At 38.9% G+C, this 13,998-nt stretch carries 14 protein-coding genes; 7 read left to right on the top strand and 7 right to left on the bottom strand.

Going from position 1 to position 13,998, the window contains the following annotated elements:
• The 3 genes from CLV48_RS03875 to rfbB all read left to right on the top strand — a co-directional run bounded on the left by CLV48_RS03875 (position 1) and on the right by rfbB (position 3,387).
• Positions 1 to 1,155, top strand: a complete 1,155-nt coding sequence (locus CLV48_RS03875; protein WP_106565880.1) for a glycosyltransferase family 4 protein — start codon at positions 1 to 3, stop codon at positions 1,153 to 1,155.
• Between the two features lie 69 nt (positions 1,156 to 1,224).
• Positions 1,225 to 2,277 (top strand): NAD-dependent epimerase, encoded by a 1,053-nt coding sequence (locus tag CLV48_RS03870; protein WP_106565879.1) that lies wholly within the window; start codon positions 1,225 to 1,227, stop codon positions 2,275 to 2,277.
• Between the two features lie 57 nt (positions 2,278 to 2,334).
• A complete protein-coding gene (rfbB, locus tag CLV48_RS03865; RefSeq protein ID WP_106565878.1) occupies positions 2,335 to 3,387 on the top strand; it encodes a dTDP-glucose 4,6-dehydratase in 1,053 nt (350 codons plus the stop codon).
• Positions 3,388 to 3,465: 78 nt separating this feature from the next.
• On the opposite strand, the gene pyrE is transcribed toward rfbB, so the two are convergent.
• Positions 3,466 to 4,119, bottom strand: coding sequence for an orotate phosphoribosyltransferase (pyrE, locus tag CLV48_RS03860; protein WP_106565877.1), 654 nt, complete (start codon positions 4,117 to 4,119; stop codon positions 3,466 to 3,468).
• Between the two features lie 104 nt (positions 4,120 to 4,223).
• Here pyrE and CLV48_RS03855 point away from each other — a divergent pair, with 104 nt between their 5' ends.
• Entirely contained in the window at positions 4,224 to 4,910 is a 687-nt protein-coding gene (locus CLV48_RS03855) for an NUDIX hydrolase (protein WP_106565876.1), read from the top strand.
• Here the strand turns inward: CLV48_RS03855 and coaD are convergent.
• From coaD to CLV48_RS03835, 4 genes are all read right to left on the bottom strand, one after another.
• Positions 4,898 to 5,353: a pantetheine-phosphate adenylyltransferase gene (gene coaD, locus CLV48_RS03850; RefSeq protein ID WP_106565875.1), complete on the bottom strand. Its 456-nt coding sequence runs from the start codon at positions 5,351 to 5,353 to the stop codon at positions 4,898 to 4,900. The genes CLV48_RS03855 and coaD overlap by 13 nt on opposite strands.
• A gap of 93 nt (positions 5,354 to 5,446) precedes the next feature.
• Entirely contained in the window at positions 5,447 to 6,256 is an 810-nt protein-coding gene (locus CLV48_RS03845) for a DUF3822 family protein (protein WP_245889475.1), read from the bottom strand.
• A 26-nt stretch (positions 6,257 to 6,282) separates the two neighbouring features.
• Positions 6,283 to 6,864 carry a hypothetical protein gene (locus CLV48_RS03840; RefSeq protein ID WP_106565873.1) on the bottom strand — a complete coding sequence of 194 codons (582 nt, stop codon included), beginning with the start codon at positions 6,862 to 6,864 and terminating at the stop codon, positions 6,283 to 6,285.
• 52 nt (positions 6,865 to 6,916) lie between these two features.
• The gene (locus CLV48_RS03835) at positions 6,917 to 7,420 is read right to left on the bottom strand and encodes an NUDIX domain-containing protein (protein ID WP_106565872.1); all 504 of its coding nucleotides are present in this window, start codon (positions 7,418 to 7,420) and stop codon (positions 6,917 to 6,919) included.
• A gap of 23 nt (positions 7,421 to 7,443) precedes the next feature.
• Here CLV48_RS03835 and CLV48_RS03830 point away from each other — a divergent pair, with 23 nt between their 5' ends.
• The gene (locus CLV48_RS03830; RefSeq protein ID WP_211299880.1) at positions 7,444 to 8,883 is read left to right on the top strand and encodes an ATP-dependent DNA helicase; all 1,440 of its coding nucleotides are present in this window, start codon (positions 7,444 to 7,446) and stop codon (positions 8,881 to 8,883) included.
• Positions 8,884 to 8,912: 29 nt separating this feature from the next.
• A complete protein-coding gene (locus CLV48_RS03825; protein WP_106565871.1) occupies positions 8,913 to 9,308 on the top strand; it encodes a DUF1573 domain-containing protein in 396 nt (131 codons plus the stop codon).
• Between the two features lie 42 nt (positions 9,309 to 9,350).
• Here CLV48_RS03825 and CLV48_RS03820 read toward each other — a convergent pair whose 3' ends face one another.
• Together CLV48_RS03820 and CLV48_RS03815 are read right to left on the bottom strand one after the other, a co-directional pair.
• Positions 9,351 to 9,974 (bottom strand): SGNH/GDSL hydrolase family protein, encoded by a 624-nt coding sequence (locus CLV48_RS03820; RefSeq protein WP_245889474.1) that lies wholly within the window; start codon positions 9,972 to 9,974, stop codon positions 9,351 to 9,353.
• 90 nt (positions 9,975 to 10,064) lie between these two features.
• Positions 10,065 to 11,111, bottom strand: coding sequence for a S66 peptidase family protein (locus CLV48_RS03815; protein WP_106565869.1), 1,047 nt, complete (start codon positions 11,109 to 11,111; stop codon positions 10,065 to 10,067).
• A gap of 247 nt (positions 11,112 to 11,358) precedes the next feature.
• Between CLV48_RS03815 and priA the strand changes: the two genes are divergently transcribed.
• On the top strand, positions 11,359 to 13,878 hold the full coding sequence (gene priA, locus CLV48_RS03810; protein ID WP_106565868.1) for a replication restart helicase PriA: 2,520 nt from the start codon (positions 11,359 to 11,361) through the stop codon (positions 13,876 to 13,878).
• Positions 13,879 to 13,998 lie beyond the last annotated feature (120 nt).

The following is a 13,998-nucleotide window of genomic DNA, read 5'->3' as shown; positions in this document are numbered from 1 at the left end:
ATGCCAAAATTAATTCGGATTACCACAGTACCTCTTTCCCTCAAACTTTTATTGGCAGGACAGATGAAGTTTATGAAGGATGCAGGTTGGGAAGTGTTGATGGTGAGTGCAGATGGGAGAGAGGTGCAGGAAGTGACCAGAAGGGAAGGGGTTCCACACCATATTGTTCCCTTTACAAGAAAAATCACCCCATTCAGGGATTTTTATTGTCTTTGGTTGCTATATAAGCTTTTCAAAAAAGAAAAGCCGGATATTGTACATTCCCATACACCTAAAGCTGGTTTGCTCTCTATGTTGGCCGCAAAACTAGCTGGTGTAAAGGTGAGAATCCATACGGTAGCAGGGATGCCTTATATGGTGGCCGAAAAAAACAAAAGGAAGCTGCTCATCAAATTAGAAAAACTCACCTATCGTTGGGCAACTGAGGTTTGGCCGAACTCGAATTCTCTTAAGGAGTTCATTCTGAATGAAAGGTTAGTGGAACCGTCCAAGCTAAAAATAATTGGTCAAGGGTCTTCCAATGGTGTCGACTTGAGTAAATTCAGCAGGCAATCCCTGGCCGAAAATCACCTGATAGCCGCCACCATGCGGATTGCACCATCTGAAAATGATTATTTGATTTTGACTATTGGAAGGTTGGTCAAGGACAAGGGAATTGAAGATTTGGTGGAGGCATTTTTGGCATCAAAAATTGTAAATTACGCCAAACTGGTGCTTTTGGGTTCTTTTGAATTGGATCTTAACCCCATCAACAATGAGGTGGTAAGGAAAATTCAGGACCATCCCAGAATTGTGCAGATAGAATGGTCTGATCATGTACCCCATTATCTTGCTATGGCCGATGTACTCGTTCATCCTTCCCACAGAGAAGGTTTCCCCAATGTCCTTCTGGAAGCTGGGGCGATGCAGGTTCCGGTAATTTGTTCGGATATAATCGGCAATGTCGATGTGGTCACCCATAGGAAAACAGGCTTGCTTTTTCCTGTCAAAAAGAAAGATATTCTAAAAGAAGCTTTGGAATTTGCATTTGTAAAAAGGGATTATATGCAGGAACTTGCTGATAACCTTTACTTGGAAGTTTTGGAAAAATACCAAAGGGATAATATGCATTTGCTGATTCTGGAGAATTATCAGCGACTTTTGTCAGATAAATGAGAAAAACGCATTAAAATTGAACTTTGAATTGATTGTAGAATTAAATTTTTGAACGTTTTGAAAACCAAAATGAAATATTTAATTACCGGTTCTGCCGGGTTCATTGGGTTTCACCTTGCCAAACAGCTATTGGAGAGAGGTGATACTGTTGTTGGCTTTGACAATATCAATGACTATTATGATGTTAACCTTAAATTTGGAAGGTTAAAAAATTGCGGAATCGAGAAAGAACAAATTCAGGAGCATAGATTGGTACAGTCCAGCAAATATGAAGGTTATTCTTTTGTGAAAGCAGATTTGACTGATAAAGCATATCTCCTGGATTTGTTTGAAAAGGAACAGTTTGATGTGGTGATCAATCTAGCCGCCCAGGCAGGGGTAAGGTATTCATTGATTAATCCCAATGCCTATATTGAGGCAAATATTACTGGTTTTTTGAACATTTTGGAGGCATGTAGAGCATATCCTGTCAATCATTTGGTGTATGCTTCCTCCAGCTCGGTTTATGGAGCAAACACCAAGATGCCATTTTCTACTTCAGACAATGTGGACCATCCTTTGAGTTTGTATGCGGCATCTAAAAAATCCAATGAATTGATGGCACATACTTATAGTCATCTATTCAAAATACCTACTACTGGACTCAGATTTTTCACAGTTTATGGACCATGGGGAAGACCAGATATGGCACTTTTCCTTTTTATTGAAGCTATGAAAAAAGGAGAACCAATAGATGTGTTCAACCATGGAAAAATGAAAAGGGATTTTACCTTTGTAAGTGATATAGTGGAAGGGATTGTGAGGGTAGCTGACAGGCCACCTAAAGGAAATCCGGAATGGAGTGGAAATGAGCCGGATCCCGGTAGTTCTTATGCTCCCTACAAGGTGTACAACATAGGTAATTCTAATCCCGTAGAGCTGATGGATTATATTGGAGCTTTGGAGAAAGCACTCAGGATTGAATCCAAGAAAAACCTTCTTCCTCTCCAGCCAGGAGATGTGCCTGCTACATATGCAGATGTTACAGACCTAATGTTAGATACAGGCTATAAGCCAAGCACTCCTGTTGAAGTAGGGGTTGCTGAGTTTGTTGCTTGGTACAATGATTATTATGCAAAATAAAGTCTATAAAGCATTCCTGAAACTTCATAAAAACACATTGTTTGATATATGAAAACTATGAAAAAAAGTATTTTGATTACCGGAGGGGCCGGATTTATTGGCTCCCATGTTGTTAAATTATTCGTTGAAAAATATCCTGAATACAGCATTGTAAATCTGGACTGCCTGACTTATGCGGGTAACCTTGAAAATCTTAAAGAAATAGAAGGTGCATCAAATTACCACTTTGAAAAAGTAAATATTTTGGAAGAAACCGGCTTGGTGGAGGTGTTTGAAAAGCATGCCATCACAGATGTTATCCATTTAGCTGCTGAGTCTCATGTGGATAGATCCATTACTGATCCCCTGGCTTTTGTAAAGACAAATATCATCGGAACAGTAAACCTGTTAAACACGGCAAAGACTTTTTGGAAAAATTACGAGGACCATCTCTTCTTCCACATTTCTACAGATGAAGTATATGGTTCTTTGGATGATGGGGGCTTCTTCCTTGAAACAACGGCCTATGATCCTCAATCGCCTTATTCTGCATCAAAGGCATCTTCTGATCACTTTGTAAGGGCTTATGCCAATACTTATAAGTTGAGAACTCTGATTACCAATTGTTCCAATAATTATGGTCCAAATCAATTTCCAGAGAAATTGATCCCGCTTTGTATACACAATATCAAAAACAATAAACCATTACCAGTCTATGGCAAAGGGGAAAATGTCAGAGATTGGCTGTATGTAGTAGACCATGCAAGGGCTATAGATGTGGTGTTTCACCAAGGTGTGGCTGGAGAGACCTATAACATTGGAGGTTTCAATGAATGGAAGAATATTGATATCGTAAGACTTCTCTGTAAGAAAATGGATGAAAAATTGGGAAGGGAACCAGGAACATCAGAAAAGTTGATCACTTTTGTGAAAGACAGGGCAGGGCACGATCTCCGTTATGCAATAGATGCTTCCAAAATCCAAAAAGAACTGGGATGGGAGCCAAGTCTACAGTTTGAAGAAGGGATTTCCAAGACCATTGATTGGTACTTAAATAATGAGGAATGGCTGAAAAATGTTACTTCAGGTGCTTATCAGCAATATTATACAGAACATTACCACAGCCGATAAGTAAAATCTGATAAGGAGAATTTATTAAAAAGGAAGTCGGATTTTGGTTTTTTCTATAATCCGGCTTCCTTTTGATTTTTATTTCTCAACACCCTGCCAACTGTTGGGTGCTTTTCGCCATTCGACCAAAGATGCAAGGGTGTGGTCATCTATATAATCATTTGCCAATGCCGGAGGAAGCATGGAAGAATAATTACTCAGGCATATAAGCTTAACATTGGCTTCAGAGAAATTATCATTGGCAATGTCAAAACCATAAGTGAAAATTGCAACCATTCCTAAAACCTCAAATCCTGCATTTTTCAGGTCCTGAACCGCTTTCAAAGAACTTCCTCCTGTAGAAATCAAATCTTCCACGACTACTACTTTTTGTCCTACAGTTACTTTGCCTTCGATCATGTTTTCCATTCCATGACCTTTTGGCTTGGATCTAACATAAAGGAAAGGAAGATTTAAACTATCCGCAATCAGGGCTCCTTGAGGAATCCCGGCAGTGGCCACTCCAGCTATGGCCTCCACTTCAGGAAAATGGGTTTGAATGGCCTTCACAAGGTTCTCTTTGATAAATGACCTTACTTCCGGATAAGAAAGAGAGAGTCTATTGTCGCAATAAATTGGTGATTTCCATCCAGATGCCCATGTGAATGGTTTTTCGGGCTGGAGTCTAATTGCCTTAATTTCCAATAATTTTGCTGCTACCTGAGCAGCTATTTGATTGTCAAATATGTCCATGTCTCAAAATTAAAAGATAAAAAATTAGGGGGTACTGTGAGGGCTAAAAAATTTTGTGCATTTTTGGCAGGAGTTGAAATGTCTTTGCCAAACTATATCTGGCCATGAAAGTTTTTATCAATGACAAGCCTTTGGATATTGCTTCTTCTGAAGAATTGCCGAAGGATAAGACATATGAATGTGTCTATGACCATCCCGTGGATCTGCCTGCCTCAGAGGATTTTCATGAGGATATTTTGATCATTGAACCCAGTAGGGATGTCATAATTAAGCTCCTTTATGTTTTGAGGACCCGAAAATTGAAGAATTTGGATTCTGTTACTATCCTTACAGAAAACAAAAAAGAAATCAAGGATTTCATCAAGAGCAGATTTACTGTCATCAAGGCAGCAGGGGGAGTTGTGACCAAGGATCAGAAGGTCTTATTTATCTATAGATTTGGAAAATGGGATCTGCCTAAGGGGAAGTTTGATAAAGGAGAAACTCCGGAGGAATGTGCTGTCAGGGAGGTAGAGGAAGAATGCGGTATCAAAGTTAAACTTGGCCCTGAGATATGTAAAACCTGGCATACCTATACTCATAATAGGAAGAGCATTTTGAAGAAGACCTATTGGTTTGCCATGGAAAATATCAATGATAGTGGTTTGAAGCCCCAAAAGGAAGAGGGTATAGATGATATCCGCTGGATGAGGCATCATGAAGCCAAAGTGGCTTTGGTGAATTCCTATCCTTCTATGCGCTATTTGTACAAGAGATTCTTGAAACTACTACCTAAGGTTCATACCTCATAAGGAAGGTAATCACTTACATTACCACCATACCGATGGACTTCACGGATAATGGTAGAGCTTACGGTGGCATATTGAGGTGAAGTAATCAAAAAAACTGTTTCCAAGTCAGGATTGAGTTTTCGGTTCATTTGGCTGATTGTATTTTCATACTCAAAATCTGTGGTATTTCTTAATCCTCTTACCAAAAAATTTGCCCCATGTTGTTTGGCAATGGTAGATGTCAGGTCATTATAAACCAACACACTTACCCTTGGATCACCTTTATATAACTCCTCGATTTTGGATACTATTGTCTCAATATCAAAATACCTGTTCTTTTTAGCTGAATTATACCCAATGCCGATAATTACTTCATCGAACAGATTGAGGCTTCTCAATACAATGTCATGATGACCCTTGGTATATGGATCAAATGATCCTGGGAAAATAGCTATTTTTTTCATTTATAGTCTTGGGATAAGGAAGTAATCAGTTTTCAATTGCGCTAAATATCTGAATTAGCTGGAATTAGAAATAGGCTTAAATCTACTTATGTATCAGTTGATTTCCCAATGTGATTCAAAATGATTGGTATTGGCAAAGGATTCCGTTCCAGGATGGTAGCTTTGGTTAAAATGGATCTGCTCAATTTTAAAGTTTTTGAAGTAATCCAATGCCCAGTTACTCTTAATTTCAAAAAGGCCGTGTTTACCAAATAAAGTGAATCGGCAATGCTTTCTGTCAAAACCCAGTTGATTGGTGATTCCGAATAGATATTTCAATAGGTCCTCTTTGCTTTGAACATTAAACTTATTGAAAAGAACTAGAGATTGTTTGTCAAATGCTGCTATATAAAATGATTTATCAAACAAATAAACCAGGATTTCTTGTGGGAGTAGCTTCGATTTTTCATTCAGGCAGTAAGACAGAAAGGAGCTTGCCCCATGGTGGAATGAAACATATGATTTGCCATCACTCAGCAATTGAAACAATTTAGTATCCATTCCTCCCACGAGTTGTACATTGTTACTATCCAAACCGGTGTAATAAGTCTTTAAATCTACGGGAAGGTCACTGGAGAAAGCGAGGTAGGTATCCAAAAAGTCGGGGTTGAACACGACACCAGGCACTAATGAAAAATATTGGTTATGAACAAATACATTGGTCGGAACATCCAATTTATAGAGTTCATCTTTCCAAACTTGGGAAATAGGTTTCTCAGCTGAAGCCAGAAGGTTCCAGGTATGTACAGCAACAACCTTTCTGTTGATGTCTTTTCCCAAAAGGATTCTTATATCATCATATAAGAAAAGCGATAAATACGAAACCATTTTGGAATCATATTTATCGCAGTATAGTTTTTTCAAGATATTTTCAGTCGTTTGAACCAAAATTACTCCCAGTTTCCTGAAGTAGAAGAATCTGTTCTAGATCCTACCCTAAGTGCCTTTTCTTTGTTATTCATTCTTCTCTTAGGGTTGATCGGATCCGGATCCCTGATTTCGAACACGCCTATCTGTCTTTGGCTTCTTTCGATCTTATCTGCAAAGAATTCAAATTCCTTTCCGCCAGAACCAGGAACTATGTTCAAATTTTCCAAATTGAAGTTTGGATACCTTCTTTCATTGAAAAGAGAATCAAGAACAGGTACAGAGCCAAGTGTATCAAAGCTTACAGTAATTTCTTCCTTACCATATGCCAATAGTTTGGTTGTTTCTTTCCTTTGTACAATCCAAATATCACCATCCTCAATGAATTTTTTAAGATCCTGCCAGTTAGCTGCATATTCTCCATTAGCAGCAATGTATGCGATCTGGGCGTCTCTTAACATTTGGAGTTTTTCAATAATTCTGGATTCGATGGCTGCAATTCTTTTTTCTTCTTGCATGACATCGTCAACACTCTTGTAAAGCATGTAGCCTAAACCAAGAGCTCCCACTAAGAAAACTACGGATAAAATTCTGGTTAGCGTCATTTTTAAGATGATTTAATCTTTTTATAAAGGTTGATGGTAATTTTATAAGGTGCTATTTTATAGAATTATTTTCAAAATTAAAATATCCATTCCATTTTCTCACATCATTCAGTGATTTTATTCCCCAAAATATAGGATGTTTTTCCGGATTTTTGATCAGGCTCAGTTTTTCAAGGTTCAAATAGCGTATTTCTGTGATCAACTGCTTGCCTTCATCAAGTTCGGGATCTTTTCCCAATATTAAGCTTCCTCCAATTTCCTCAACTTCAAAAAAGAGTTCGATAGCATGAAGGGGAGGCTCTAGAAATTCATGGGCACAGATAAATTTTTTTACTTTTATCATCAGTCCCGTTTCTTCTATAAATTCTCTTTCAAGATTTTTTTCCACAGAAGAACCATATTTCATTCCTCCACCTGGAACATTCCAAAAAAAACTGTCAGTTGACATTTTATGTTTGACCATTAGTATTTCCTCATTCTTGATCAAGATGCCGTTTACTCTGGTTCTAAGCCTTCCTCCAAATTTATCTACAAGCTCTTTTTCCAAATTTGTCATTTAACGCTTAGATTGGTCCTCTAATGATGAGTAAAGATAAGGAAGTAGGAATAAAGCCCTCGACTCTTCTGTTAAAATATTTTCCATTTGCACCTACTGGGGGCCAAATGGATTTTATCATGAAGATGGACCTGTTTTTCGGGAGAGACAACAAAGAAACCCATGCATTTATTTTAAAAGGGTATGCCGGTACGGGTAAAACCTCCATAATATCAGCATTGGTCAAAATTTTGCCCCGCTTGAAAATGAAATCTATGCTTTTGGCGCCTACAGGAAGGGCTGCTAAAGTCATGGGAAATTATAGCAGCAAATCTGCATTTACCATTCATAAGATAATTTACCGCCCCAAAGATGAAATCGGCGAGTCTGGTGCCGGCTTTGAGTTGCTCAAAAATTATTATAAAGATACCCTTTTCATCGTGGATGAAGCTTCCATGTTGGCGGATGAACTCATAGGAGGGAGAAGCTTATTAAGGGATCTCATTCATTTCGTATTTCAGAATTCAAATAACCGCCTTCTGTTGGTAGGCGATACGGCGCAGCTGCCGCCGGTAGGCAGTAGCCAAAGTCCTGCCTTGGTCTCAGATTATTTGGTCAGGCATTTCAGGTTGAAAGTAGACAGTATTGAACTCAAAGAAGTCAAGCGTCAAGAACTTGAATCGGGGATTTTGTTCAATGCAACATATTTAAGGGACCAAATACAGGCCAAGCATCCGGAAATAGTATTTAAAACAACAGGTTTCCAGGATTTTTTCAAGATGACAGGGGAGCGTTTAGAGGATGGATTGAGGTATGCTTATAATAAATATGGGGTGGAGAATACAGCCATAGTTACCAGGTCCAATAAAGCAGCCGTACAGTATAATCAGTATATCCGAAGAACTATTCATTTTTATGATGATGAAATCAGTGCCGGTGATCTTTTGATGATTGTCAAAAACAATTATGCCTATATGGCAGATTCTGACAAAGTTAATTTTTTGGCAAATGGTGATTTTGTAGAGGTTATCAAAATCAGGTCATTTGAGGAAATGTATGGCCTGAGATTTGCTACATTGGAATTGAGATTACTGGATTATCCAGACGAACCTTTCTTTGAAGCAAAAGTCATCATGGATACATTGTATTCTTCAGGACCTTCTTTGAGCAATGAAGAATACAGGTCCCTCTATAGGCAGGTGTCCGAGGATTATGCGGATGTGGCCAATAAAGCAGAAAGGATGGAACTGATAAAAAAAGATCCATACCTTACGGCTCTTCAGGTTAAATTTGCGTATGCACTGACATGTCATAAGTCGCAGGGGGGACAATGGGATGCAGTTTTTATAGATCAGGGCTATCTGACAGATGAAATGGTAAATACTGATTATATCCGGTGGCTGTACACAGCGGTGACAAGAGCAAAGAAGGAGTTGTTTATGGTAAACTTCCATGCAAAGTTTTATATTAGCAACAAAGAATAAGTAACCAACGAAAACTAAATACAATTACTATGAAAAAGTTGTTTTTGCTAGCGGTAATGTCCTTAATGGTATTTGCCGTACATGCTCAAACCGAGAAAAAAGGTGCCATCATTGATTTCAAAGAGAAATCAATTGACTTTGGAAATATCACACAAGGTGATAGGGTTGAGCATACTTTTGTTTTTACCAATACAGGTGATGCCCCATTGGTAATTTCTAATGTGGCAGTTACCTGTGGTTGTACTGCACCAAACTGGCCTAAGCAGCCTATTGCTCCAGGTGCAACAGGGGAGTTGAAGGTAGTATTCAACTCAGCCGGTAAAATGGGCCAACAAAATTCAGTGGTGAGGATTTATTCCAATGCCTCCGAACCAATTGAAAAAGTATCCCTTATTTCTAATGTACTTCCCAAAGGGACAAAATAATCAGTACTAAAAAAAGGAGGTATTTGTACCTCCTTTTTAATTTTAAAACTGCATCTTTTTTTCAATAATTTTTGCCAATTCTATGGCCCATTCTTCATATATCAAATGGCTGGGATGTAACTTGTCTTCTACCACCATTTCAGGTAAGAAACCAACTTCCCTGTACCTTTCCGTGATATGGATATAATGTACTCCCATTTTTTTCGAGATTTCTCCATTGACCTTGTTGAATAAGTCAATTTCTTGTTTCACTTTCTGTTGATTGGAGCCTTTATCCAATGCAAAAGGAGTGACTCCCCAATCTGGAATGGAAATGACCGCAACATGGCTTGCATCCCCATCAGCAAATCGGATTGCTTGATTTAATAAATCTTCAAATTCTTCTTGGTAATTTTCTATTGATCTTCCTCTATATTGGTTGTTTACACCAATTAGAAGGGTTACCAAATCAAAAGTTTTATGCTCAATCCCAGCATTATTGATGCCAGCATTTAATTCATCAGTAGTCCATCCGGTTTTTGCAATGATGGTGGGTTTTTCAAAATTAAGCCCAAATGATTTTAATAATTCTACTGTCTGATTGGGATATCTGCCAGCTTCTTCCACACCTTCACCTATAGTGTAAGAATCTCCCAAAGCCAGATAGGTAAGTTTCTGATCTTTCATGCGATTGTCTGTTCTTTTTGGCTGAGTACAGTTGAAATAGATGCTTGAGAGTAGTAAAATAAAATAAGTTAATTTATTCATTATCAGTGATTAATCATTAAATACTTTATCCAATAGTTTAAATCTACCGATACTGGCATCCATCTCAACCTGGCTGCCTACAGGTATGATAAACTGTTTAGGAACATGGCCAATCATTGCCCCCTTGTAAGCAGGAATATTCAACGGGAGAATATAATCTTCTAGTATATCATCCAATGTAAGGGAGCCATATCCTCCTGATGGATTACAATCTGAACATTGCCCAAAGATAAATCCTTTGATCTTTGAAAGGGTTCCATTCAGCATGAGTGTACTCATCATTCGGTCAATTTTATAAGGATCTTCTCCTATATCCTCTACAAACAAAATGGCATCCTTAAAATCCGGTAGATAAGGTGTGCCTGACAAAGCGGTCAATACAGTCAGGTTTCCTCCTAATATTTTGCCGCTTACCTTTCCCTGGCGGATGGTTTGGATGCGGTTTTGTTTTACAATCAGGTCATCTCCTTTAATTTGTTCATTTTCGAATAGGACCAATTCTTTTTTGAAAAACAGATTTTCAAATTGCCTGACATTAAAGCTGTTCCAGCTTCCTGAGCCATTTGGGCCATGGAAGGTAATCAGTCCTGTCTTTGTATGGATTGCATTATGAAGTGCCGTAATATCTGAATAACCAAGAAGTGGCTTTGGATTCTTTTTTATGCTTTGATAATCCAGCAGGGGTAATATTCTTGCAGCACCCGATCCGCCTCTGATACAAATTATGGCCTTGATTTCCCTATTCTCAAACATCCTGTTGATGTCATTAGCCCTTTCTTCATCTGTCCCGGCTAGATGGCCCCTTCTGTTTTTTAGATTTTCTCCCAACTGTACCTCAAATCCAAGCGCCTCCATAGTTTCTTTTGCAAATTCAAACTGAATTCTGTCGGCAGTTGCGGCAGAAGGACTGACTATTCCAATTTTATCGCCTTTTTGAATGCCCATTGGCAATAAAACTTTTTTGGCAGGTTCAATTTCATCATTAGCCAAGGCTTGGGCTAAAGGTAAGCCTGTAAGTCCTATTCCCAGGGTTTTTAAAAATAGTCTTTTGTTCATGGTTTTGTTTTACTGCAAACACTTTTGGTAAAAGTAAGCTTAAAATCCCTGTCGGAAAAGTTGCCAATGCAGATTTGTCGTTCAAGTACTGACAAAAATTGTCGTGAAATTTGTAAGGCATTTGATTGAAATCTTTCCAAATGACAATTGAATTCCCTTAATTTAGGCCATTAAAAATACTCTGAGTGCAATTGGAGTTTTCCAGTCTATCGAAATCCAGACATTGGCATTAAAAATCTTTTAACTTTTGGAAACATTATTCGGCGACCTTGAAGAAATAAAGGATGGAGATTCAGCATTTTTTGCAGATGTCATTCTGCCTGTACCTATACCGAAAATGTTTACCTACAAGATTCCCAGAAATCTGAAAGAGGAGATTGGAATTGGTTTCAGGGTAATCGTGCAGTTTGGCAAGAAAAAAATCTTGACAGGTATCATTGCAAAAGTTCACCAAAAGCCACCTACTTCATATGAGGCCAAACCAATTTTGGATGTCTTGGAAGCCCATGCCTCTGTTAATCCAATTCAGATTCGCTTTTGGGCTTGGATGGCCGAATATTATTGTTGCCACATAGGAGAAGTCATGAATGCAGCGCTGCCTTCGGGACTTAAATTAAGCAGTGAAAGTAAGATACAGCTTAATCCTACCTTCGATGCAGATACTTCTCCTTATCCATTGGATGATAGAGAAGAACTTCTTCTTCAGGCTCTGAGGCAGAAAGAAGAGATGAGCTATGAAGATTGTGAAGTAGTGCTTGGTATCAAATCCATACATGGAATCATCAAAAGCTTGGTCATCAAAGAAGCCATTTTGGTGTTTGAGGAGGTTAAAGAAAAGTATAACCCAAAGGTTGAAACAAGGATTCGGCTGAATTCCGAAATTTCCAGGGACAAGAAAGCTTTGGAGGCTGTGTTCAATGAGGTCAGTAGCAAACCTAAACAGGAAGAGATATTGCTAAAATACCTTCAGGAGGTCCCCGTGTACAGAAATCCTGAGCTTAATCAAAAAGGCCTGGAAAAGAAGGTGCTTATTGATGCAGGTATGTCGGTTTCAAGTTTAAAAACCCTCATCAAAAACGGTGTTTTGGAGGAGTACAAAATAATAGTAAGCCGCTTTGAAGATGAACAGTCACTGGAGGAAGGAGTGGTTTTATCAGAAGGGCAGCAGCAAGCCCAACAAGAGATTAAAGCGGCTTTTGAGGAAAAGAATACAGTACTTTTACATGGGATTACGGGTAGTGGTAAAACAGAGGTGTACATTACGCTCATACAAGAAGCATTGGCCGGGGGCTCACAGGTATTGTTATTATTGCCTGAAATTGCTTTGACTACCCATATAGTCGGACGCCTGAGGCAAGTTTTTGGTGGTAAGATGGGGGTGTACCATTCCAAATATTCCGACAATGAAAGGGTGGAGGTCTGGAATGGCGTCTTGAGCGGTAAATTTTCATTTGTTGTAGGGGTAAGAAGTTCTATTTTTTTGCCTTTTGATAGTTTGGGACTGGTGATTGTGGATGAGGAGCATGAAATTTCCTTCAAGCAGTTTGATCCAGCTCCAAGATTTCATGCGCGTGATGCCGCAATTATGTTGTCCTGGCTACATCAGGCCAAAACTTTGTTGGGAACTGCAACACCATCTTTTGAGACATTTTATAATGCCCGCATGAAGAAGTATGGATATGTGACTTTGGAAAAGCGTTATGGAGATGCTCAATTGCCGGAATATCATCTTGCAGATATGTTGGTGGATAAGAAAAAAAACCTCTTGAAATTGGATTTTACCCGATTGATGCGGGAGAAGATCCAAGATGCACTGAACAATCAGGAACAGGTACTGATTTTTCAAAACAGGAGGGGCTATGCACCTTATATTTCCTGTGAGGATTGTGGTTGGATTCCGGAATGTGAGCATTGTGATGTCAGTTTGACTTATCATCAGTTTGGCGCAGAAATGCGTTGCCATTACTGTGGTTTCAAAGAAAAGGTTCCCCATTCCTGTCCGGCCTGTGGGAGCTCCAAACTCAGTGCTGTTGGATTGGGTACAGAAAGGATTGAAGAGAGCCTTGGGCTCCTTTTTCCAGAAGCCAGAATAGCCAGGATGGACCTGGATACAACCAGAAGTAAATATGGCTACCAGCGCATACTGGAGGATTTTGGCTCTGGGAATGTAGACATTTTGGTTGGAACCCAGATGATTACCAAAGGCCTAGATTTTGAAAAAGTAACTGTAGTAGGGATAATGGATGCAGACAGAATTCTCTATTTTCCTGATTTTAGGGCGGGAGAACGTGCTTTCCAACAACTTACCCAAGTAGCTGGTAGGGCGGGTAGAAGAGAAAAAAGAGGTGTAGTGATTATACAGACCAGAAGGCCTGAGCAACAGATATTTCAGCAGATCATGGCTGGAGATTATAAGAATTTTTACATCCAGGAGATGGGGGAAAGGCAGCGGTTTTTTTATCCTCCCTTTGTAAAATTGCTAAAAATAACGACAAGGCATAAAGACTTCAAAACTGCTGAGAAGGCAGCCAAGCACCTGCATAACCTAATGGGAGATATTCAGGTTAAAAAGATTTTGTTAGGCCCGGAAAAAGGCCTGATAGGGAAAATCAAGAATCAGTTTATTTTTGAGTCTATAGCAAAATTGGATAGGACTGGAAATGCCCAGTCCCAATTTAAACACGAGCTTCTTCTGATTTTGGAAGAACTTCAAGCCCATAAAGAGTTCAGGGGAATCCGATTTATTGTGGATGTGGATCCCTATTGATAGAAAAACAAAAAAATCATTTGCATGTTATTCCAATGAATCTATATTTGCAAGCAAATGAACAGAACAATCCCAAATATCAATAATTTTTACTCCAACATCTTTGTTGGTGCTGTTCAT

This window comes from Cecembia rubra, from assembly GCF_003014575.1.
GTDB classification, from domain to species: domain Bacteria; phylum Bacteroidota; class Bacteroidia; order Cytophagales; family Cyclobacteriaceae; genus Cecembia_A; species Cecembia_A rubra.
The sequence above is the reverse complement of the archived record's forward strand: the minus strand, read 5'-3'. Positions and strand labels throughout refer to the sequence as shown.